The organism is Streptomyces sp. NPDC030840, from assembly GCF_055572015.1.
On the sequence record NZ_JBVIEE010000039.1, the window covers coordinates 34612 to 57148 of the forward strand.

The window sequence follows — 22537 nt, forward strand, 5'->3', positions numbered from 1 at the left end:
GACGCCAGGACCATCACCCCGCAGGGCCCGACCCGCATGCCCAGCCCCGCATTCCCGATCATCAGGGCCGTCCGCTCCGCGGCCGCGGGCCGTTCGGCCCTGCTGGCGGGTCCGCTCCGGGTGACACCGTGACAACGGGCCGCCCGAGGCCCCGTTTTCCCCCCAAGGAGGTCCTTGCCATGCCCCGTACCGTGACCGTCGGAGTGGACGGTTCACCCGAAAGCCTCTCCGCCGCGTGGTGGGCCGCGCGAGAAGCGGAACGACGGGGCCTTCCCCTGCACCTGGTGCATGCCTGGGACTGGCAGCCGTACGCCCGGCCGGTGCCCCCTACCGCGGCGCAGCGGCACTGGGGCGGCCGCGTTCTGCGCGAGGCGACCGAGCGCCTGCACGACCGCCACCCCCACCTGGAGATCACCTCGGAGCAGGTGCCGCAGCCACCGGTGACGGCACTGCTGGCGGCGTCCGCCGAAGCGGACCCGATGGTCATCGGCTCACGCGGCCTGGGCGGTGTCGTCGGGTTCCTGGTCGGCTCGGTCGGGCTGGCACTCACGGCGCAGACGTCCCGGCCCCTCGTCCTCGTACGCTCCGAGGCACAGGCCGAGGACGAGCACCAGCCGGACGCGGACGGCCGCCCGTCGACCGACACACCGTTCCGGGACGTCGTCCTGGGCCTGGACCACGAGCACCTCGACGACGCGGTCATCGCGTTCGCCTTCGAGGCGGCGGCCCAGCGCGCCGCCCGGCTTCGGGTGGTGCACGGCTGGAGCCCGTCGCCCTACTTCGCCTACGGCCTCACCGCGGACCCGGGGCTGAACGACGAACTGGCCCGGCAGGGGAAAGGCGACGTCGACGCGGCCCTGGCACCGTGGCGGGAGAAGTTCCCCGGCGTGGAGGTCGACGAGGAGACCGCGATCGGGAACGCCGGCGCCCACCTGGCGGACGCCGCGGCCGACGCGTCGCTGGTCATTGTCGGCCGGCGTATCCGGCGTACCTCGATCGGCGCCCACATCGGGCCCGTCACCCATGCCGTGCTCCACCACGCGACGGCGCCGGTCGCGGTGGTCCCGCACGACTGACCGGGTCACCTGCGCTCGGGCACGGTGCGGCGCGCCCGGGGTCTTCGCGGGCCCCGGGCGTTCGACGTGGGAACGCGATGCCGATCGCCCGCTCCGGGCTCCCGGGCCCGTCGGCAGCGGGCCCGGACACGCGGCTCGGCTACGGGCCCCGGTCACACGACGTCGAGAACGTCTGTCACCGGGCGGCGCGGTGTGGCCGGTCCCCGTGGCCCGTAGCCGAGCCGCAGCACCATCTGCACCTGGCCCGCGCCCGATGAGGGGTCGCGGGTCAGCAGCCGCAGCGTGCGATCCTCCAGAGCGTGCGAGGTCAGGGAGGTGGCCAGATCCGCCCGGGTGGCTTCCAGCAGGACACGCTCCAGCGCCTGGCCGGCGCGCAACCAGTCGGCGGGTCCATCACCGGGGGTGCTCAGCAGGGCCAGGTGCGGGGTGTGTTCGAAGGTGGTGGTGCCACGGTCCGCGACGGGCCGGCGCCCGGCGAAGTCCCGCACGGGGCCCTGCCGTCCCGTTTGCGCGGCCCGAACGCGTACTCGGGTACGCCGTCGACGGCGGTGTCCGCCTCCGGTCCGAGGCGGGTCCAGCGACGCAGGTCGTCGTCGGCGTCCGGGTCGAGGGCGTCGCGGCTCTCCGCGTCATGGATCAGGTCGAGGACCGTCTCGGCGTGCCAGGGGCCGGGGAAGAGCAGCACGGCCCCCTCCCGCTCGGCGGCGGCCCGCAGGGCGTCCCGCACCTCTTCGGGGATGTCCTTCTCGGCGAAGGGATGGCGGCTGGTGTGCCGCTGCCCGATGGCGGAGTGCAACCGCGCCAGATCCTCGTCCCGCGCGTGCCCGGCGCCGCCGCCGGACAGCTGGACGGCGGCGAGCAGCAGCGGGTCCCGCGGTTCGGGCAGCAGCCGCGTCTCGGGGACGAGGCCCGCGTACGCGGCCGCCGCGCGCAGGTTGAACAGTGCCGCTCCGCAGCCGATGTGCAGGGCCCGGTCGCCGGGGTCGGAGCGGGGCATGGCCCGCTCCGGGTCGGCCCGCAGCAGCAGGACACCCTCACCGGTCAGGAAGCGGAAGCGCCACGGCTGCGCGTTGTGCATGGACGGGGCCGCGGCGGCCTCGGCCACCAGCCTGGCCACCGTCTTCCGATCGATCTGTCGCACAGCCATGGCGTCCTCCTTCGCCTGCCGCCGTCGCGTGTCCGGGTACCCCCATGTCCACCGACGGGACCGGGCGGCTCCGCACCCTTGCTCGTTCACAGGGCCCTCAGGCCGTGTTCCCGGAACTGCTCGCGCACCCGCTCGGTCAGGTCAGGGTCCGGCGCGGGTGTGTCGCGCAGCGGGAAGGGGATGCCCAGCGCGTCGTACTTGTGGGCGCCGAGCTTGTGGAACGGCAGGACGTCCACCCGGTCGACGTTGCCGAGCCCGGCGAGGAACGCGCCGAGCCCGTCCACGGCCGCCGGGTCGTCGGTCCAGCCGGGCACGAGGACGTAGCGGATCCACACCGGGACGCCGAGCCGGTCCAGGCGGGTGGCGAAGCTGAGGGTGGGGGCGAGGTCGCCGCCGGTCAGCTTCCGGTAGGCGCGGACGTCGAAGGACTTGATGTCCAGCAGGACCAGGTCGGTGTCGGCGAGCAGTTCGTCACTCGCGCGGGCGCCGAGGAAGCCGGACGTGTCGAGGGCGGTGTGCAGTCCGAGTTCCCCGCAGCGGCGGAAGACCGCGGCCGTGAACGCGGGCTGCAGCAGGGCCTCGCCGCCGGTGAGCGTCACTCCCCCGCCGGCGGTGGTGATGAAGGGGCGGTACTTCTCGATCTCCGCCATCACCTCGTCGACGGTGGCCGGCTTCCCGTCGCGCATGTGCCAGGTGTCCGGGTTGGCGCAGTACAGGCAGCGCAGCGGGCAGCCGCTGAGGAAGAGCACGAACCGGGTCCCGGGACCGTCCACTCCCGTGGACAGGTCCCAGGAGTGGACTCGGCCCGTCACCGGCTGGACGGTGGTGTTCACAGCGCTCCGTGGAAGGTGCGGCTGATCACGTCGAGCTGCTGCTCGCGGGTCAGGCGGACGAAGTTGACGGCGTACCCGGAGACCCGGACCGTCAGCTCCGGGTACTTCTCCGGGTGTTCCATGGCGTCCTCCAGCGTCGCCCGGTCCAGGACGTTGACGTTCATGTGGAAGCCGCCCGAGGCCATGTACGCGTCGAGGATGCCGACCAGGTGGCCCGCGCGTTCAGCCGGGTCGTGGCCCAGGCCCTCGGGCGTGATCGTCGTCGTGAGCGAGATGCCGTCGCGGGCCTGCTCGTAGGGCAGCTTGGCCACCGAGAGGGCCGAGGCGGCCACACCGTGCCGGTCACGGCCGTTCATCGGGTTGGCGCCCGGTGCGAACGGGGCGCCCGCGCGGCGGCCGTCGGGTGTGTTGCCGGTGTGCTTGCCGTACACCACGTTCGAGGTGATGGTCAGCACCGACTGCGTGTGCTCGGCGTCGCGGTACGTGGGGTGCTCGCGCACCTTGGCCATGAACGACTCCACCAGGTCGACGGCGATGCCGTCGGCGCGGTCGTCGTTGTTGCCGTACGCGGGGAACTCCCCTTCCGTGCGGAAGTCGACGGCGAGTCCGGTGGCGTCCCGGAAGACCTTCACGCGCGCGTGCCGGACGGCGGACAGGCTGTCCACGGCGACCGACAGACCGGCGATCCCGCACGCCATGAAGCGGTGCACCGGATAGTCGTGCAGCGCCATCTCGGCGCGTTCGTAGGCGTACTTGTCGTGCATGTAGTGGATGACGTTCAGCGCGTCGACGTACGTGGCCGCCAGCCAGTCCAGCACGCGGTCGTACGCCGCCGACAGTTCGTCGTAGTCCAGGTACTCGCCCGTCAGCGGCGGCGTCTCCGGTGCGATCTGCTCACCGGTCATCTCGTCCCGGCCGCCGTTGACCGCGTACAGCAGGGCCTTGGCCAGGTTGACGCGGGCGCCGAAGAACTGCATCTGCTTCCCCACCGCCATCGCGGAGACGCAGCAGGCGATCGCCGTGTCGTCGCCGGTGCGCGGGCGCATCAGGTCGTCCGACTCGTACTGGATCGCGCTGGTGTCGATGGACGCCTGCGCGCAGAACCGCTTGAAGCCCTCGGGCAGCCGCGGCGACCACAGCACGGTCAGGTTCGGTTCCGGGGCCGGGCCGAGGTTGTACAGGGTCTGCAGGAAGCGGAAGGAGGTGCGGGTGACCAGCGGACGGCCGTCGGTCCCGAGGCCGCCGATGGACTCCGTCACCCAGGTCGGGTCGCCCGAGAACAGCGCGTCGTACTCGGGGGTGCGCAGGAACCGTACGATCCGCAGCTTGATCACGAAGTCGTCGATCAGCTCCTGGGCACGGGACTCGTCGATGACGCCCTCGTCCAGGTCGCGCTGGAGGTAGACGTCCAGGAAGGTGGAGGTGCGGCCCAGCGACATCGCGGCACCGTTCTGCTCCTTCACCGCCGCCAGGAAGCCGAGGTAGAGCCACTGCACCGCCTCGTGCGCGGTGGCGGCGGGCCGGGTGACGTCGCAGCCGTACGAGGCCGCCATCTGCGCGAGTTCGCCCAGCGCCCGGATCTGCTCCGCCAGTTCCTCGCGGTCCCGGATGACGTCCGGGCCGGAGGGCCGCGCGTCCAGCAGGGCCCGCTCGGCGCGCTTGGCCTCGATCAGCCGGTCGGTGCCGTACAGCGCGACACGCCGGTAGTCGCCGATGATCCGGCCGCGGCCGTAGGCGTCCGGCAGGCCGGTGATGATCCCGGCCTTGCGGGCGGCCCGCATCTCGGGGGTGTAGGCGTCGAAGACACCGTCGTTGTGGGTCTTGCGGTAGGTGCCGAACACACGCGTGACGAAGGGGTCGGCCTGGTAGCCGTACGCCTTCAGTCCGTTCTCGACCATCCGCAGGCCGCCGTTGGGCATGATCGCCCGCCTGAGCGGGGCGTCGGTCTGCAGGCCGACGATCAGTTCGCGGTCGCGGTCGATGAAGCCCGGCCGGTGCGAGGTGATGGTGGACGGGTTGCCCGGGTCGACGTCGAGGACGCCCTTCCGCCGTTCCTCGGGGAACAAGGCGGCGACCTTGCCCCATACGGCGAGCGTGCGCTCGGTCGGCCCGGCCAGGAACGTGTAACCGCCTTCGTAGGGCGTGTAGTTGGCCTGGATGAAGTCGCGCACGTCGACCTGGTCCCGCCAGCGCGTGCCGGCGAAGTCCCGCCACGCCTCGGTCGCCGCCCGGGGTCCAGCCGTCACCGTAGCCGTCATCGCCGGTCTCTCCCTCACTCTGCCCGTAGAACTTCTTCGCTCTCGATGCTGGTCGCTCGGGATGCCCCCGAGGAGGGCCTCTTGGCGCATCCGGGGCGCGCCACCCGTCCCTCTCGTGCCGGGCCGTTGGTCCCGGGCCGGCCGCTGACAGCCGTGCCCGCCATCAGGTCGCCGGCACCAGCACCACCGGGCAGTGGGAGTGGTGCAACAGGACATGCGCGACCGCACCGAGCTGCGGACCGACCCGGCCCGCACGGCGGTGCGCGCCGATGATCACGACGCCGGCCTCACGGGTCGCCGCCAGCAGGGCGTGGGCCGGGCCGGCAGGCACCGTACGGCTGTCGACGTCGACGTCGGGGTGCGCCTCCCGCAGCCGGGCGATGCCGAACCGCGCGACGGCTTCCTCCGCCCGGTCGTCGCGGGACCGGCGCTGCCGGCCGGGGCCGTGGCAGGGGCCGGCGAGGGCGGCGCGGGCGCGGTGTGCCGGTGCGCCGCGGAGTGCAGGACGTGCAGCCGGGTCCCGCGCCGCTCGGCTTCCTGGAAGGCGTAGGCGGCCGCGTCCGCGTCGGCGTTGCTCTCCAGCCCGAGCAGCACGTCGCGCCCGTTGTCGCAGGGGTGGTCCCCGCGGACGACGAGCAGCGGACCGTGCGTGTGCGCGGCCAGCCGCTGACTCACCGCGCCCGCCAGCAGGCCGGTGACACCGCCGAGCCCCCGGGTGCCCACGACCGTGAGGACGGCGCTCTCGCTCTCCCGCGCCAGCGCCCGCACGGCGCCGGCCTCCACGGCCCGGGTCTCCACCGGCAGACCGGGATGACGCTCGTGGACCCGTGAGGCCGCCGATGCCAGAACCGGCCCCGCCTCGTCGCGGTCGGCCACGGTGTACACGACGCGCAACGCCGTGCCGCGGCGCGCCGCTTCCGCGGCGGCCCGGTCCAGCGCCCGTACGGCCACCAGCGAGCCGTCCACGCCGACGGCCACATGACGCAGAGTCATTGTCCAGTTCCCTTCTCTTCGTGCGCGGGGTTCGCGGCCCTCGTGGGACCGAGAACCACGGACAGCCCGGCGTCCACGGCCCCACCCGTGCGCTGCGCACGAAGGACCCCTAAGGGCACCCGGGACGCCGGAACGGTGCGGGCCACGCGTTCGTGCTCGGCGGGGTCGGCGTGGTCGGTCACCACCGTGGCCGTGCCGGTGACGACGGCACTCAACACCGAGTGCCGGACCGCGTCGACGTCGTCGTGCCGGGGCTTCGAACCCCGGCAGGCGGCTTCCGGCTCAGCGATGGAGCGCGATGCGACCGGGTCGGCGGGGTGCCTCGGCCGCCCCGGCGCGTGCCGGCCGGCGGCGACGGACGCGGTGGCGCCGCTGTGCCCTGAGCACCAGCGCGTCGACCGCGGCACTGAGCACGACGGTGACCGCGATGGAGATCCCCAGGAGAACGGCGAACAGCCTCCAGAACTCCGGTGTCAGTGACGTACCCACGCTGTACACCCCCTTCCACTTCTCCTCGGATCGGCTTTCGTCTTCATCGAACCGCCGGGCCCGTCCGGGCGCAGGGTGCCGAAGGGCCCGGGCGCGGTGCCGGGCGGCCCATGTCCCGGCACCAGGCGCAGCAGGTGCGCGCGGACGGGCTGGTCGGTCGGCGTCCCCGAGGGTCCCGGGCGCGTCATTCGTGTGCGACGACCGCTACGGGGGCGGTGGCGTGGTGGAGCACGGCGTGCGTGACGGGGCCGATGTGCGCGCCGAGCGGGCCGCGGCGGATCCGGCGGCCGACGACGAGCAGGGACGCCTCGCGTGACGCGTCGACCAGGTGGACGGCGGGGCTGCCGGAAAGGGACTCCTCGATGACCTCGACGGCCGGGTACTTCTCCTTCCAGCGGTGCAGCACCTCGGCCAGCGTGGCGGCGTCCTGCTTGCCCAGCGCGGCGTTGAGCTCGGGGTCGGCTGGCAGGCCGTAGGCGAAGTACGGCGGCAGGGTCCAGGCGTGGACGACCCGCAGGGGTGTCACACGGCGGGCGGCCGCCTCGAAGGCGTAGGCGATCACCGTGTCGTCGGGGTGGTCGGTGTCGAGCCCCAGGACGACGGGCCCGTCGGCGGCCCGCTCGCCGGCACGGACCAGGACCACCGGCTGCTCGGTGTGCGCCACGACGGCCTGGCCCACGGACCCGACGAGGAATCCTCCGAGGCCGCTCAGCCCGCGGGACCCGAGGACCAGCGGCTCGGCGTCCCTCGCCGCCCGGGGCAGCACCTCGGCGGGCCGGCCGGAGACCTGCTCCACCGTCACGTCCAGTCCGGGGTGCCGCTGCTTGAGCGCTTCCACAGCCTCGCGCGCGACGCGCTCGTTCCACTGCTGCTGCGTCTCGCCGCCGAGGAACCGCGCCAGGGCCATGGGCTCGGGCACCTCCTCGCGGACGTGGACCAGCTTGAGCGGCAGGAAGCGCCGCTTCGCCTCGCGGGCCGCCCACTCGGCCGCACCACGGCTCTCGGCCGAGCCGTCGAGACCTGCGACAACACTGCGGATCATGTTCCGCCTCCTCATCGGGGATTCGGTCCCAGCGTGGTGGCGCGGGAGGCCGGTGGTGCAGGGACCGCAGGTCCCCGACCGGGGCCGGTGGGCCCTGCGCGGCGGGGGCCGGTACGGGCAACACCCCCCGTCGCAAGGCCCGTTGGCCCAGCGGGCCCTTGGGACCACTGTCGGAAGGAGCGTCCGCTGACCGGCTACCGCTACTCGTGGCGGAAGGCGACATCCTGGGCGGGGTGACGGTGGCCGCGTACCTCGTTCCCGGTGGTCGCGTACGCGGGTGCCGCCGACTGCCACCGGTCGCCGGGCCGAGTCGACGACCGCAGGGCGACGCGGATCGGTTTCCCCCCGGATCCGCCACCCCGCCCCGCCACGCCCCGCCCCGCCCCGCCCCGCCCCGACTCATCGGCTGCCCGAAGGCGCGGCGTCGATCACGTGCCCGCGGACGCCGTCCTCCTCGGGCGCATCCGACCGCGGCAGCGGACAGGGCCGACGGGAGGCCGTCCCCGCACCATCCGGCCCCCGTGCGGGCGGGGCCCATGGGGCCGCTGTGCCTCGTTCGATGGGGCCGTTCGGCCCCTCTTCGCCCAGCGCCGCGAAACGCCGCCGAAACGCGGTCCGGTGCCTGGTACACAGAAGACGGTCGCCCCCTCGGGATGCGGCACCTACCCCCACCTCACCCCCTGCCTGGGAGGCTCCATGCTGTCCGCAGAATCCGCCGCCGTGGTGCGTGCCACCCTGCCCGCCGTGGCCGGAGCGCTCGACGAGATCACCACCCGCTTCTACGGCGCGATGTTCCGCGACCGGCCCGAGCTGCTCGACGGAATGTTCAACCGCGGCAACCAGGCCAGCGGAGCCCAGCGCCAGGCCCTGGCCGGCTCGATCGCCGGTTTCGCGACCGCGCTGCTCGACGACCCGGACACCCGCCCGGACGCGCTGCTGGACCGCATCGCGCACAAGCACGCCGCCGTCGGAGTCACCGACGACCAGTACACGATCGTGCACAAGTACCTGTTCGGCGCGATCGCCGAGGTCCTCGGCGACGCGGTGACACCGGAAGTGGCGGCGGCCTGGGACGAGGTGTACTGGCTGATGGCCGGCGCCCTGATCGGCCGGGAGGCCCGCCTCTACCAGGACGCGGGCGTCGAGCCCGGCCGGATCTGGCGGCAGTGGACGGTCGTCGAACGCCGCACCGAGACGCCGGACGTGGTGTCCTTCCTGCTCCGCCCCTCCGACGGCCGGCCGGCACCGCGTGCGCGAGCGGGCCAGTACGTCAGCGTGCGCCTGCGCATGCCCGACGGGGTCCACCAACCGCGCCAGTACAGCCTGTCCTCCGACCCGGGCGGCGACCTGCGGCGGATCACCGTCAAACGGGTCGCCGCCACGGACGACGCGCCGGACGGCGAGGTCTCCGGCCTGCTGCACCGCTGCGTGCGCGAGGGCGACGAGCTGACGCTCTCCGCCCCCTTCGGCGACATCTCCCTCGACGACCCGGCCGACGCCACCACCCCCGTCGTGCTGGTCTCGGCGGGCATCGGCTGCACCCCCATGGCCGGCATGCTCGCCCGTCTCGCCGCCCTCGCCTCGCCCCGCCCGGTACTGGTCCTGCACGCCGACCGCTCCCCCGCCGACCACGCCCTGCGCGGTGAGACCCGGGAGCTGGTCGAGCGGCTGCCGGACGCCCGGGCCGTCTTCTGGTACGAGCGCCCCGGTCAGGACGAACCCGACGCCCGTACCGGACGGATGGACCTCGAAGGAGTCGAACTGCCCGACGGCGCGACGGTGTTCCTGTGCGGCCCGCTGCCGTTCATGCGGGACGTCCGCGGGCAGCTGCTGCGCGCCGGGGTCCCCGCACGGCGCATCCGCTACGAGGTCTTCGACCCCGACCTGTGGCTGCCCGGCACGACGGCCTGAACGACATCGGGCACCCCACCGCACCTTTACGAAAGGAACCGAGATGACCAGCGACGACGCCCGCACCACCGCTCCCACCGTGCTGCTGCGTTCGGACGGCGAGGTGGACGAGGACACCCTGGCATAAGCCCGCACGAAGATCGACGCCGTCGTCGGCAGGCCGGGACTTCCCGCCGCCATCGGCGAGGTGCGCATCACGCGAGCGGCCGCCCACCACGCGGACCGTCCCTGGTCGGCCACGGCGGCCCTGCACGTCGGCAGGCGCGAGGTGGTCGTCCTCACCGAGGCGGCCACCGGCCGGGAGCTCGTCGACCAGCTCCAGGACCGGCTGCGCCGCCAGACCGACAAGGCGGCTCGCGCCGGGCACCACGGCCGGCGCACACCGGCACCGCCGTGGCGCGGCGGCAGCCCGGAGCCAGGTCCCGCCGCGGGCAGCGGTGGGGCGGCCGGCTCCCACCCGGCGTGAGCCGGCGGTGAGTACGGGCCCGGTCGGTGACGGTCCACCGACCGGGCCCGTCGTCCTCCCCGCCGCGCGGCGGGCCCCATGGGGCCGTCCGGACCAGGCGGGTGACCAACGGCCCCCTGACGGCGCCCCCAGGCACGGGAACAGTGGGATGCGCGGTTTCCCGATCGTCGGGCGAGAACGAGGAGTTGTGTGATGGCGAAGGCGTATCTGGTGGGCAGCGGTATCGCGGCGCTCGCCGCGGCCACCTTCCTGATCCGGGACGGCGGGTTCGACGGAGCGGACATCCACCTCTTCGAGGAGCAGCGGAACATCGGCGGCAGCCTGGACGCGGGCGGCACGGCGCACGCCGGCTACACCATGCGCGGCGGGCGGATGTTCGATGCCGAGTACCGCTGCACGTACGACCTGCTGTCCGGCATCCCCTCCCTCGACGACCCCGCGGTGTCCGTGACACAGGAGATCCTCGCCGGGCACGAGGAGTTCGCCTGGGACGACATCGCACGCCTCGTGGACGGCGACGGAAAGATCGCCGACGTGCGCTCGATGGGGTTCTCCGAGCGCGACCGCCTGGATCTGGTCCGCTGCCTGGCGACCCCCGAGGGGCGCCTGGACGGCAAGCGGATCACCGACTGCTTCACCGAGCACTTCTTCACCACGACCTTCTGGTTCCTGTGGTGCACCACGTTCGCCTTCCAGCCCTGGCACAGCGCCATCGAGTTCCGCCGCTACCTCAAGCGCTTCATCCACCTGGCTCCCGAGTTCGCCTCGCTGACGAGCACGTACGGCACCCGCTACAACCAGTACGACTCCGTCGTGCGCCCCCTGACCGCCTGGCTGAGCGAACGCGGCGTCACCGTCCACACCCGCTGTCACGTCACCGACCTCGCCTTCGCGCCGGGGCTCCGGTCCACGACGGTCAAGCGCATCCACCTGACCCGGGACGGCCGTGACGAACGGATCGACGTGGCCCCCGACGACCTGGTCCTGGTCACCAACGGCTCCATGACCGACTCGGCCGGCGTCGGCTCCCACTTCGCCGCTCCGCCGCCCCCTCCCCGGCGCTCGGACGCCTGGCTGCTGTGGCACCGGCTGTCCAGGGGGCGCGAGGACTTCGGCAACCCGGACGCCTTCGACAAGCACGTCAAGGAATCCCGCTGGGAGTCGTTCACCGTCACCGCCGAGGGCCCCGCCTTCCTCGACGCGCTCGCGGAGTTCAGCGGCCGGGAGACCGGCCGGGGCGGGTTGATGACGTTCACCGCCTCCAACTGGCTGCTCACCATCGTGGCGCCCCGCCAGCCCGTCTACCGCGACCAGCCCGAGGGCGTCTCGGTCTGGTGGGGCTACGGCCTGCGTCCCGGCCGCGCCGGCGACCACACCCCCAAGCCGATGACGATGTGCTCCGGCCGGGAGATCCTCGAAGAGGTCCTGCACCACCTGCCCTTCGACGAGCCGACGAGGGCCCGGGTCCTGGGGACCTCCACCGTCGTGCCCTGCCTCATGCCCTACGTCACCAGCCCGTTCCTGGCCCGCCGCCGCGACGACCGGCCCGACGCCGTACCCGAGGGGTCGGTCAACCTCGCCTTCATCGGCCAGTTCGCCGAGGTACCCGACGACGTCGTCTTCACCGTCGAGTACTCGGTCCGCACCGCCTGGACCGCGGTGGCACGGCTCCTCGACCTCACCGAGCGGCCGCCCGCGGTCCACAAGGGCCACCACGACCCCCACGTGCTGGCCGCCGCCCTGGAAACGATGCACCGCTGACAACGGGTGCGACCAGCCCCGCACGGCCGGCCACGGCGGCCGTGCGGAAGACCCACCGGTCAGCCGTCTACTATGGCCTTGCGTACACGCTTGCGCATCCGGTGGCGAAAGGAAGTCAGGGCCATGCGGCGGCTGGGGGACCTCGAGGCGGAGATCATGGACCGCCTCTGGACGTGGAACCGTCCGGCGACGGTGCGCGAGGTCGTCGACGACATCAACAGGACCCGCCCCATCGCCTATACGACGGTGATGACCGTCACCAACATCCTGTACACCAAGGGCTGGCTGCTGCGCGGCAAGCAGGGCCGCGCCTGGCTGTACTCCCCGGTGCGCAGCCGCGAGGCGTACGCCGCCGCGCTCATGGAGGACGGTCTGGGTGAGAGCAAGGACCGCCCGGCCGCCCTCGTGCACTTCGTCGAGAACATGTCCGAGGAAGAGCTGGCGGCCCTGCGCAAGGCCCTGCGCACCGTGGGACGACAGGCGAAACCGTGAACGCGGCACCCTGGCTGGCCGGTTACACCGTGGTCGTGGGCTTCGTGGCCCCGCACCTGGTCCTTCGCGCCCGCTGGCCCCACCGGGCACCCGCCCTCGCCGTCGCGGTCTGGCACGCGCTGACCGTCTCCTTCTCGATCGGTGTCGCGCTGACCGCGTACCACCTGGCCATGCCGACCGAGCATCCCCACACGGGAGTGCTGGGCCTGCTGCACTCCTGCGGGCTGGACATCGGCGCGAACGGTCCCGACCCCGCGACAGCGCACCGACTCGCCGTCGCCCTGCCCGCCTCGATCGGCGTGGCCCTGATCTGGTCCTTCTCCTTCCACGCCGGACGGGCCCGTCGAGCGCGGGCACGGCACCGTGAAGCGGTGGACCTGGTGGGCCGCCACTCGGCCCGGCTGCGCGCCACCGTCCTGCCCTACGAACTCCCCGCCGCCTACTGCCTCCCCGGCCGGCACCCCCGCGTCGTGGTCAGCGACGCGGCCGTACGCGAACTGACGCCCGAGCAGCTCGCCGCCGTGCTGGAGCACGAGCAGGCCCACATCCTGGGCCGTCACCATCTGGGCCTGGCGGCCGTGGAGGCGTTCCACTCGGTCTTCCGCCGGCTCCCCCTGGCCCGCCATGCCCGCGAGCAGACGGCGCTCCTGCTGGAGATGGTCGCGGACGACCGCGCGCTGCGCGGCCACTCCGACGAGGCGCTGGCCACCGCCATGTACGAGATGGCGGCGGCCCGGATCCCGAAGGGCGCGTTCGCGGCGGGCGGGCACACGGTCCTGATCCGCCTGAAGCGGGTGCTCGGCCCGCGCAGGGCCCCTCATCCCGCCCTGTGGGGGTCCGTGGCCGCCGCCGCGGTGGTCGTTCCGCTGCTGCCGCTGCTCACCGCCTGCCCGCCCGGCCTGGGCTGACGGACGCTCCCGTCCTCGACCGGACGGTTTCCCGCAAGCCCCTGCCGCACGGCCTCACTTGCGATTCGAACTACTAAGCTACTAAGTTCTCACCAACTCAGACGAAGGAGTCGTCCGCGCATGGGAACGCACCGTCGGCCGAAGCCGCCCAGCCGCGCCCGGATCGCCACGCTCGGCATGGCCGCCGGCGCCGTCAGCCTCCTGCCGACGCAGAGCCAGGCGGCCCCCAAGCCCACGGTGGACGAGGTCCGCAAGGAGGTGGAGCGGCTCTACGAGGAGGCCGAGGGCCCCACCGAGGAGTACAACGGTATCCGCGAGAAGCAGAAGAAGCTGGAGCGCGAGGCCCGCCGCGCGCAGGACCGCCTGGCCCGCAAGCAGCAGGAGATCAACGAACTGCGCGAGGAGATAGGCCCGTTGGCGGCCGCCCAGTACCGCAGCGGCGGCATCGACCCGAGCGTGCAGCTCTTCCTGTCCGGCGATCCCGACGACTACCTCGACCAGGCCGAGATGCTCGGCCGCACGAGCAGCCGGCAGGCCGACGCCCTCAGAGCGATGCAGGCCGGGCAGCGCGAACTCGCGCAGGAGCGCCAGGACGCCCAGAAGCGTCTGAAGGCCCTGGAGGAGACCCGCGCCAAGGCCGCCAGGACGAAGGACGAGGTCCAGGACAAGCTCACCGCGGCACGCAAGCTCCTCAACAGCCTGACGGCCGCACAGCGCGCCAGGATGGAGTCCGACCAGAAGCGCGAGGACGCCGCCGCGGGCGTCAGCGACGCCGCCGCCACCTACAACGGCCCGGCGAGCGGCCGCGCCAAGGCCGCCCTCGACTTCGCGTACGCGCAGCTCGGCAAGCCCTACGAGTGGGGCTCGACCGGCCCCGACTCCTTCGACTGCTCGGGGCTCACGGGCGCCTCCTGGCGCGCCGCGGGCGTCTCGCTGCCGCGCACGGTCAAGCAGCAGTACGACGCCGGCCGCAAGGTGGCCAGGTCGGACCTGCAGCCCGGCGACATCATCTACTGGTACAACGACAACCAGCACAACGGCATGTACGTCGGCGACGGCAAGGCCATCCACGCGCCGCGCACCGGCAAGAACATCGAGATCGTCCCGCTCGACTCCATGCCCTTCTTCGCCGCGTCGCGGCCCTGAGCACCCACACGGACACGTGCGGGGACGGCCCCCGCGTCCGGACGCGCCCACCGGCGGTCGGTGAGCCCGTCCGGACAGCGGGTGCGAGCCGCTGATCAGGCCCGGTAGGCGAGATTCGCCATCATCCCGGCCTCGCCGTGGTAGGCGTTGTGACAGTGCAGCATCCACTGGCCCGGGTTGTCGGCGTCGAAGTGGACGGACAGTTTCCGCCGGGGCAGCACGATCGCGGTGTCCTTGCGCGGCCCGGCGGTGCCGAGTTGGTACGTGTGGCCGTGCAGGTGCATCGGGTGCCACATGTCGGTGTCGTTGACGAAGTCGAGCCGTACGCGCTGCCCCTCCTCGACGAGGAGGGGGTTCGCCTCGGGGTCGTCCATGTCGAAGGCCTTGCCGTTGATGGCCCAGTCGTACATGGCCATGCCGCCGGTCAGCCTGATCCGGTGCGTGACGTCGGCCCCGGCGGACTCCAGGCGCACGTCGTCGGCGGCCCGCAGCTGGGATGCCGTCATGATCATGCCGTCGAGTTCCTTCGGGCGGACGGTCGCCTCCGGGGCACTCCCTGAGCCGGTGCGCACCAGGGCGAACCCGTTCGCGTCCTTGCCCTCGGCCACGGCGACGAGCGGGAAGACCCCGTCCCCGAGGGTGACCAGGACGTCGTACCGCTCCCCCATGCCGACGAGCAGCGCGTCCACCTCCCGGTGCCGGACCGGGAAGCCGTCGGTGTGGGTGATGGTCAGCTTGTGGTCACCGAGGGCCACCCGGTACGCGGTGTCGCCGCCGGCGTTGATGATCCGCAGCCGCACCTTCGAGCCGGGCTTGCCGGTGTGGACGTCCGGGTCGGCCGCCACCCTGCCGTTGATCAGGTGGTGCGGGTACTTCACGTCGCCGGCGTCACCGCCGAGCAGGTCGCTGTCCGCGCCCATGAGCATGAACTTCATGGACATGCCGCCGGAGGAGGTGCTGTGGCTCTCCTCCATGTGCATGCCGCCCATGCCCTGCCCGAGTTCGGCGAAGACCTCCTCCGGGGTGCCGGTGACGCCGTCGACCCAGTCGTCGAGCAGGACGACCCATTCGTCGTCGTACGCGAGGGGCTCCCTCGGGTCCTCGACGATCAGCGGGGCGTACAGGCCGCGGTCGAGCTGGACGCCGACGTGCGGGTGGAAGAAGTACGTGCCGGGCGCGTCGGCGATGAAGCGGTAGGTGAAGGCGGAGCCGGCCCGCACGGCCCTCTGGGTGGTGGGAGGCACGCCGTCCATGTCGTTGCGCAGTGCGATGCCGTGCCAGTGGATGGAGGTGGGCGTCCTGTCCGGGAGCTGGTTCGACAGCTCGGCGACGAGGGTGTCACCGGCGGAGAGGCGGACCTCCCGGCCGGGGGTGCGTCCGTCGTAGGCCCAGGTCCTGGGCGTGATGCCACCGCCCAGATCGATCCTGGCGGGTGCCGCCGTCAGGGTGACCTTCCGCTCGCGCCCGGTGCCGGCCCGCTTCTTCTCCGCGGCGGCGACGGCCGCGCCCGAGGGACCGGCCAGGTCGTTGCCCGCGGAGCCGGAGTCGCTGCTGCACGCGCTGATCGCACCCGCCCCGGCGATGCCGAGGCCGGCGAGCAGCACGGAGCGACGCTTGATGCTGTTCATCGAGTCGTGTCCTCTGTTCGAAACTGCCGATGTGGTCACGGGGGACGGCACATCGCGCGCCGTCCGGCGCGGCCTATATGCGCAGTTGGGAGAGGACGGAGAGGTCGGGCGGCGCTCGGGCCGTCACGGCGCCGGGTGCGCGTCCGGCCGTGACATGTGGCGGCTCCGCCCGTGGGGCGAACCCGCCGCGGCCGGGCACGGCGAGCTGCACCGTGTCGATACTCGCCGTGGTGCAGTGCTGCGTCCCGGGCAGGGCACACCCGCCGCCGTCGGCGTTGTGCGGGGAGCTGTCCGAGGCGGACGGTGCCGTCCCGCCCTGCGTCGCGTGGACGGCATGGGCGGCGCCCGGCATGGAGGGGGCGCGGGATGAGGCAGGCGTCGCCGACGTCTCGTGGTGCACGAGCACGGCCAGCGCGACGCACAGGGCGAGGAACACCCCGTACGACAGGCGGACGGCTGTGCCGCCCTCGCGTACTGACCGGATCGTCACGTGCTTCGCCTCTGCTGATCGCCGCCACCGTCCACGGCATCTTACCCCCTGGGGGTACCGGAGGCCCGATGGGCGGAAGGCGGCAGCCGAACTCGCGCGCGTGGATCAACCGGGTCAGGCAGTCATCATCAGCAGCATCGTCGCCATCGATCCGCCCATCCCTACGTGACCGGCCAGGCGCGCGTTCGGCACCGAGAGCATCGCGGGAGTGCGGGACGCCCGACGGTGACGGGCCCTGCGGGCGAGCACGGCCTCGGCCTGCGCCGCACCGGCCGCACCGCGCATCCGGGCGCGCACGGCCAACGCCATGAAGACCAGGAAGTACGCGGCCAGGACCCAGAAGATGGCACGCCAGGCGACCGCGGAACCCGAGGAGGCGGCAGCCTCGGTCATGCCGTGGGCACCCATCCCCTCCATCCCGGCCATGCCCTGCATCCCGGGCATGGCTCCGTGTCCGTGCCCGGAAGAGCCGGCCAGCGCCAGCACGGGCCCCGACGTGGAGCCCGGCATGGCCAGGGTCATCAGGACCATGGCCGCGCTGCCGACCACGAGGTGAAGGCGATGGCTCAGGTGCCGCACGCCTCCCTGAACCGCCACCTGCCGTACGGACAGGGCGACGCCCCCGAGACACAGCAGTCCGAACACCGCCGCCCACCACATGCCGTACGTGCCATAGAGAGCCGCGGTCGGAGGCGCCGCCATCACGGCCATCCCCGCCCCCATCACGACTTCGGCCCCCGCCTCGTACCTCGCCCAGCCACTGACCAGCGCCATCCGGACGAGGTTCCCGACAGCCACTCCGGCTCCCAGCACCACCAGCGTCCAGCCCAGGAGGTGTCCCGTCACGCCGCCACCCTTCACGGGAGCCGTCACGGCTCTCCGGTCGCCGACTACTACGTACCCGCTTAGTACGTAGCGATCGGCAGTACGACTCACCGACCGGCGGCCGACCGACCCTCCGCACCACGCGTTGCATACCCCCAGGGGGTATGTTACCTTCCCTCTCCGAGATACCCCCCAGGGGTATTAGAAGAAGGGGTGGAACCATGTCGACTGTCAATCCCCGGCGCTGGTGGGCGCTCGTCGTGCTCGCCGCCGCCCAGTTCATGGTGATCATGGACACCAGCATCATCGGGGTCGCGCTCCCCGAGATGCAGCGTGAACTCGGTTTCTCACAGGGCGACTTGCAGTGGGTCTTCAATGCCTACGTCATCGCCTTCGGTGGACTGCTCCTGCTCGGCGGACGTCTCTCCGACCTGCTCGGCGCCCGAAGGGTCTTCAACGCCGGCTGGGTCGTCCTGATCGCGGGGTCGGTGGTGGCCGCCGCCGCGCAGACCGCCTGGGCCGAGGTCGTGGGCCGCGCCGTACAGGGCGTCGGGGGCGCCCTGATCGCACCGGCGGCCATGACGCTGCTGATGATGCTCTTCGCGCACGACCCGAAGGAGCTCGGCAAGGCGATGGCCCTCTACGGCGCCGCGGCCCCCGCGGGCGGCACCGCCGGCGTCTTCCTCGGCGGCGTCTTCACCGAGTGGCTGAGCTGGCCGTGGATCTTCATCATCTACGTCCCGATCGGCGTCGCCACGCTCGCCGCCACCAGGCTGCTGCCCGCCGTCGAGTCGCGCCGGGGGGCCGTGGACGTGCTCGGTGCCGCCTCCGTCACCGCCGGCCTCGCGCTCACCGTCTTCGCCGTCGTCCGCGCGGAGCACGCCGGCTGGGGCTCGACGGCCACCGTTCTCCAACTGACCGGTGCCGCCGCCCTCCTGGTGGTGTTCTTCGTGATCCAGAGGTCGGTGCGTCAGCCGCTCATGCCGCTCGGCATCTGGCGGGTGCCGCGCCTCGGTTCGGCCAACCTGGCGATGGCGCTGCTGGGTGCCGCCTGGATCCCGATGTGGTACTTCCTCAACCTGTACCTGCAGCAGGTCCTCGGCTACGGCGCCTTCGCCTCCGGTGCGGCGCTGCTGCCGATGACCGTCCTGCTGATGATCTTCATGACCGCGATCACCGCGAAGCTGCTCGCCAGGTTCGGCGCCAAGCCGCTCATCGGCGGCGGCCTGCTGGTCCTCGCCCTCGGCCTGCTGTGGCTGTCGGCCGCCGAACCGGCCGGCACCTTCGCGGTCGACGTCCTGCCGGCCTCGCTCGTCGCGGCGCTCGGCATGTCGCTGGCGTACATCCCGGCCATGATGGCCGCCATGTCCGGTGCCCCGCAGGAGCAGGCGGGCCTGGCCTCCGGCATCGTCAACACCACCTACCAGGTCGGCTCGGCCCTCGGCCTGGCGGCCCTGACCGCCCTGGCCACCTCGCAGGGGGCGGGACAGCTGGGCGACCTGCCGGCGCTCACCCACGGTTTCCGTGCCGCGTTCCTGGGCGCCGCCGCCGTCGCCGCCGTCGGCGGCATCGTCACCCTCCTCGTGATGCGCGGCGAGAAGGCGGCTGCCGCAGCCCGGCAGGCGGCCGCTCCGGCGGCCAAGGGCGAGCGGGTCGGCGTATAGCGGGCCGGCCGCCTCGTGGGGCGGCACAGCGGCAAGGGGCCGCCCGATGTCCCGTCTCAGGACATCGGGCGGCCCCCCTTTCGTCCCCGCGGCGCACCTGACGACCGCGTTCGTCAATACACCTGGCGCGCCGACCGCGTGTGGACGTACTCGACGAGCCGGGTCAGCGCGTCGGGGTCGGTGGACGGCATGACACCGTGGCCCAGGTTGAAGACGTGGCCCTCGAGCCCGGCGGCCGCGTCGAGCACCTCGCGGGTCTTGGCCTCCACCGCCTCCTGGGACGCGAAGAGGACCGTCGGGTCGAGGTTGCCCTGGAGGGCCTTGCCGGGGCCGACGCGCCGGGCGGCCTCGTCGAGCGGGACCCGCCAGTCGACGCCCACGACGTCCGCGCCGGCCTCGCCCATCAGGCCCAGCAGCTCGCCGGTGCCGACACCGAAGTGGATGCGCGGTACGCCGTACGACGCGACGGCGTCGAAGACCTTCGCGGAGGCGGGCATGACCGAGCGGCGGTAGTCGGCGGGCGCGAGGGCCCCCGCCCACGAGTCGAAGAGCTGGACGGCACTCGCGCCCGCCTCGATCTGCACCTTCAGGAAGGCCGCGGTGATCTCGGCGAGCCGGTCGAGCAGGTCCGCCCACAGCTCCGGGTCGCCGTACATGATCGCCTTGGCGTTCTCGTACGTGCGGGACGGGCCGCCCTCTACGAGGTAGCTGGCCAGGGTGAAGGGCGCGCCCGCGAACCCGATGAGCGGGGTCTCGCCGAGCTCCGCGGTGAGCATGCCGATGGCCTCGGTGACGTAGGAGACGTCCTCCGGGGTCAGATCGCGCAGCTGGGCGAGGTCGGCGCGGGTGCGGATCGGGTGCTCGACGACCGGGCCGACACCGGGCTTGATGTCGAGGTCGATGCCGATGGCCTTGAGCGGGACGACGATGTCGCTGAAGAAGATCGCCGCGTCCACGTTGTGCCGCCGGACCGGCTGGAGGGTGATCTCCGTGACCAGCTCCGGGCGCGTGCAGGACTCCAGCATCGGAATGCCCTCGCGCACCTTCCGGTACTCGGGGAGGGACCGGCCGGCCTGCCGCATGAACCACACGGGGGTGTGCGGCACGGGCTCACGCCTGCACGCCTTGAGGAAAGCTGAATCTCTGACCGCGTCTCGCTGGGCGGTCGTGGCGGTCGGCTGGTGGCCCGAGGGGCCGGCGTTGGCACTCACGACGGAAAGTCTCGCACGCCGCGTGCCGCCGCCGACGCCGGGTGCGGCCGTCTCCGGGACCCTGCCGGGGAGCGGGAGGGGGCGCCCGAGGGCGTGCGGAGGCCTTGAAAGGGGCGCCGCGTTCGCTCAGCGCGATCCGACCGTGACCCGGTGCACGGGTGTCTCTCCCTGCGCTCGGGCTCCGTTCCCCTTAATCTTCCCCGCATGGCTGCGGCACAGGGACGACTGTCGGACGGCGCTGGCGGAATGGACGACGCGAAGGAGGGGGGCCCGGATGGGAGGCAGACGGAGACGGCTCCGCTGCCCTTCCGTACGGCCGTCGACGCGCTGGGGGCCGCGGCGCTGCGGCCGGAGATCGAGATCGAGCCCACGCGCCCGCCCCAGCGGCTCGCCCCGTACGCGTACGCCCTGGAGGCGTCGGTCCTCGACGGCGACGAGGACCTGGCCGACGGCCGCCTCATCCTGCTCCACGACCCGGCGGGACACGAGGCCTGGCAGGGCGCGTTCCGTCTGGTGACCCTGATCCGCGCCGAGTTGGAGCCGGAGATGGCCGCGGACCCTCTGCTCCCCGACGTGTGCTGGGCGTGGCTGACGGGGGCGCTGCAGACACGTGGTCTGGCGTACGGCGAACCGAGCGGCACCGTCACCCGGGCGAGCTCCCACTACTTCGGCGGCCTCAGTGCCCGCCCCGCCGCCTGCCAGATCGAGATCCGCGCATCCTGGACGCCCCGTGAGGGCCTCGGGGGCGTCCCCGACACCGCCTCCCACCTCGCCTCCTGGTGCGACCTGCTCTCCCAGGTCGCCGGCCTGCCGCCGACGGTCCCGGGCGACGCGTCCGTGGTCACCCTGCCCCAGCGCCGGGGGCCGCAGCCCCGCTAGGACGCACGGCGGCCGGACCGACGGGCCGTCAGAATGCCCGCGGCGCAGGACGTTTACCACGGAACAGGCGTGACCGGCCGTACAACCAAACACCGCTGACCGGAGTCCCATCCCCGGGTGTTTCATGCCCCCGGCCGCCCGAGCGTGGCGGCGCGGAGACCGGCTGAAGAAGCGCGAGACGGAAAGTGGGTGGGTACGTGCCCCTGGCACGCAGACTTTTCCTGGGTGGCTTCACCGCGGGTGCGGTGACCGTGGTGGCGAGCGGTACGGCAGGCGCCGCGGAGAGCGCGGGTGAGGTCACGACGTTCGACGGGCCGGTGGTGGCGGAGAAGTTCAGCACCAACGCCACCGCCGAGTCCGCGTTCTTCAAGACGACGTCGGAGACGGCGCACGCGGTGACCGTCTACCAGGCCGGCACCGCCGGGACCGGGGCGGCCCTGAACGTGGTCTCGGACAACCCGGGCACCTCGGCCATGTACCTGTCCGGCACCGAGACCGGCCGCGGAACCCTGAAGATCGCCCACCGCGGACACGCCGACGGCTCGGACAAGAACTCCGCGGCTCTCTCGATCGACCTGCAGACGGCCGGCACCGCGGCCCAGGGCATCTTCCTGACCGCGACCAACGGCGCCACCACGGGCAACCTCGTCGTCCTGCGCAACAACGAGGGCCTGGACGACTTCGTGGTGAAGGGCACGGGCCGGATCGGCGTCGGCGTCGACCGCGCGGCCACGCCCCGCGCGCAGGTCCACATCGTCCAGCGGTCCGGCGCGCCGGCCGGCCTGCTCGTGGAGGGCGTGGTCCGCATCGCCGACGCCGCGAACGCACCGACGTCCGTGGACTCCGCGGGCGGCGGCTCCCTGTACGCCGCGAACGGGCAGTTGTTCTGGCGCGGTTCCCAGGGCACGGTCACCCGTCTCGCCCCGGCGTGACCCCGCCCCCGGGCCTGTGGAGACGACGATGCAACTGACACCGGAAGAGCTCGTGGCGGAGTTCCATGACGCGGTCATGGAACTGTACTTCGCGAGGAAACGGATCGCGGCCCTCGAAGCGGAGAACGCGGCCCTGAAGGCCCGCCTCACCGCACCCGCCGACAGCCAGGAACAACCGGCTTCCTGACGCGCCTCCGCGCACGGCTGCTATGGCCCGGGGAGTGGCGGCCCGTGGTCATGGCAGCCGTGGTGGTGACGGCCGTGACCACGACGCCCGTGATCGTGACGGCCGTGGTGGTGACGGCCGTGACCACGACGCCCGTGATCGTGACGGCCGTGGTGGTGACGGCCGTGACCACGACGCCCGTGATCGTGACGGCCGTGGT

19 protein-coding genes and 2 pseudogenes are annotated in these 22537 nt (G+C 72.8%); 11 read left to right on the plus strand and 10 right to left on the minus strand.

What is annotated here, in order from left to right:
- Positions 1–179 precede the first annotated feature (179 nt).
- Positions 180–1076 carry a universal stress protein gene (locus tag ACZ49J_RS43995; protein WP_467456951.1) on the plus strand — a complete coding sequence of 299 codons (897 nt, stop codon included), beginning with the start codon at positions 180–182 and terminating at the stop codon, positions 1074–1076.
- 152 nt (positions 1077–1228) lie between these two features.
- Here the strand turns inward: ACZ49J_RS43995 and ACZ49J_RS44000 are convergent.
- The 6 genes and pseudogenes from ACZ49J_RS44000 to ACZ49J_RS44025 form a co-directional block, all read right to left on the minus strand.
- A pseudogene (locus ACZ49J_RS44000) lies at positions 1229–2223 on the minus strand (Acg family FMN-binding oxidoreductase).
- Positions 2224–2309: 86 nt separating this feature from the next.
- A complete protein-coding gene (gene pflA, locus ACZ49J_RS44005) occupies positions 2310–3056 on the minus strand; it encodes a pyruvate formate-lyase-activating protein (protein WP_467456950.1) in 747 nt (248 codons plus the stop codon).
- On the minus strand, positions 3053–5314 hold the full coding sequence (pflB, locus tag ACZ49J_RS44010; RefSeq protein ID WP_467456948.1) for a formate C-acetyltransferase: 2262 nt from the start codon (positions 5312–5314) through the stop codon (positions 3053–3055). The genes pflA and pflB overlap by 4 nt, the downstream gene beginning before the upstream one ends.
- A 163-nt stretch (positions 5315–5477) precedes the next feature.
- A pseudogene (locus ACZ49J_RS44015) lies at positions 5478–6307 on the minus strand (universal stress protein).
- A 282-nt stretch (positions 6308–6589) separates the two neighbouring features.
- Complete coding sequence (locus ACZ49J_RS44020) at positions 6590–6796, minus strand: hypothetical protein (RefSeq protein ID WP_467456947.1); 207 nt, start codon at positions 6794–6796, stop codon at positions 6590–6592.
- 184 nt (positions 6797–6980) lie between these two features.
- The gene (locus ACZ49J_RS44025) at positions 6981–7838 is read right to left on the minus strand and encodes a universal stress protein (protein ID WP_467456946.1); all 858 of its coding nucleotides are present in this window, start codon (positions 7836–7838) and stop codon (positions 6981–6983) included.
- 696 nt (positions 7839–8534) lie between these two features.
- Here ACZ49J_RS44025 and ACZ49J_RS44030 point away from each other — a divergent pair.
- The 6 genes from ACZ49J_RS44030 (at position 8535) to ACZ49J_RS44055 (ending at position 14522) form a co-directional block, all read left to right on the plus strand.
- The gene (locus tag ACZ49J_RS44030; protein ID WP_467456944.1) at positions 8535–9749 is read left to right on the plus strand and encodes a globin domain-containing protein; all 1215 of its coding nucleotides are present in this window, start codon (positions 8535–8537) and stop codon (positions 9747–9749) included.
- Between the two features lie 187 nt (positions 9750–9936).
- Entirely contained in the window at positions 9937–10215 is a 279-nt protein-coding gene (locus ACZ49J_RS44035) for a hypothetical protein (protein ID WP_467456943.1), read from the plus strand.
- 189 nt (positions 10216–10404) lie between these two features.
- Positions 10405–11976: an oleate hydratase gene (locus ACZ49J_RS44040; RefSeq protein ID WP_467456942.1), complete on the plus strand. Its 1572-nt coding sequence runs from the start codon at positions 10405–10407 to the stop codon at positions 11974–11976.
- Positions 11977–12099: 123 nt separating this feature from the next.
- Entirely contained in the window at positions 12100–12468 is a 369-nt protein-coding gene (locus ACZ49J_RS44045) for a BlaI/MecI/CopY family transcriptional regulator (RefSeq protein WP_467456941.1), read from the plus strand.
- The gene (locus ACZ49J_RS44050; RefSeq protein ID WP_467456940.1) at positions 12465–13376 is read left to right on the plus strand and encodes a M56 family metallopeptidase; all 912 of its coding nucleotides are present in this window, start codon (positions 12465–12467) and stop codon (positions 13374–13376) included. The genes ACZ49J_RS44045 and ACZ49J_RS44050 overlap by 4 nt, the downstream gene beginning before the upstream one ends.
- A gap of 120 nt (positions 13377–13496) precedes the next feature.
- Positions 13497–14522 (plus strand): C40 family peptidase, encoded by a 1026-nt coding sequence (locus ACZ49J_RS44055; RefSeq protein WP_467456939.1) that lies wholly within the window; start codon positions 13497–13499, stop codon positions 14520–14522.
- A 95-nt stretch (positions 14523–14617) separates the two neighbouring features.
- Here ACZ49J_RS44055 and ACZ49J_RS44060 read toward each other — a convergent pair whose 3' ends face one another.
- The 3 genes from ACZ49J_RS44060 to ACZ49J_RS44070 form a co-directional block, all read right to left on the minus strand.
- The gene (locus tag ACZ49J_RS44060) at positions 14618–16150 is read right to left on the minus strand and encodes a multicopper oxidase family protein (protein ID WP_467456937.1); all 1533 of its coding nucleotides are present in this window, start codon (positions 16148–16150) and stop codon (positions 14618–14620) included.
- 73 nt (positions 16151–16223) lie between these two features.
- A complete protein-coding gene (locus tag ACZ49J_RS44065) occupies positions 16224–16640 on the minus strand; it encodes a DUF6153 family protein (protein WP_467456936.1) in 417 nt (138 codons plus the stop codon).
- Positions 16641–16754: 114 nt separating this feature from the next.
- A complete protein-coding gene (locus ACZ49J_RS44070) occupies positions 16755–17486 on the minus strand; it encodes a DUF5134 domain-containing protein (protein WP_467456935.1) in 732 nt (243 codons plus the stop codon).
- Between the two features lie 200 nt (positions 17487–17686).
- On the opposite strand from ACZ49J_RS44070, the gene ACZ49J_RS44075 reads away from it, so the two are divergent.
- On the plus strand, positions 17687–19129 hold the full coding sequence (locus ACZ49J_RS44075) for an MFS transporter (protein WP_467456934.1): 1443 nt from the start codon (positions 17687–17689) through the stop codon (positions 19127–19129).
- Positions 19130–19242: 113 nt separating this feature from the next.
- Here the strand turns inward: ACZ49J_RS44075 and hemE are convergent, their stop codons facing one another.
- Entirely contained in the window at positions 19243–20340 is a 1098-nt protein-coding gene (gene hemE, locus ACZ49J_RS44080) for a uroporphyrinogen decarboxylase (RefSeq protein WP_467456933.1), read from the minus strand.
- Positions 20341–20544: 204 nt separating this feature from the next.
- Here hemE and ACZ49J_RS44085 point away from each other — a divergent pair, with 204 nt between their 5' ends.
- The 3 genes from ACZ49J_RS44085 (at position 20545) to ACZ49J_RS44095 (ending at position 22338) form a co-directional block, all read left to right on the plus strand.
- Positions 20545–21219 (plus strand): DUF3000 domain-containing protein, encoded by a 675-nt coding sequence (locus ACZ49J_RS44085; RefSeq protein WP_467456932.1) that lies wholly within the window; start codon positions 20545–20547, stop codon positions 21217–21219.
- A 197-nt stretch (positions 21220–21416) separates the two neighbouring features.
- Positions 21417–22151 carry a hyaluronoglucosaminidase gene (locus tag ACZ49J_RS44090; protein WP_467456931.1) on the plus strand — a complete coding sequence of 245 codons (735 nt, stop codon included), beginning with the start codon at positions 21417–21419 and terminating at the stop codon, positions 22149–22151.
- A 28-nt stretch (positions 22152–22179) separates the two neighbouring features.
- A complete protein-coding gene (locus tag ACZ49J_RS44095) occupies positions 22180–22338 on the plus strand; it encodes a hypothetical protein (RefSeq protein ID WP_467456930.1) in 159 nt (52 codons plus the stop codon).
- The last annotated feature ends 199 nt before the right edge of the window (positions 22339–22537 follow it).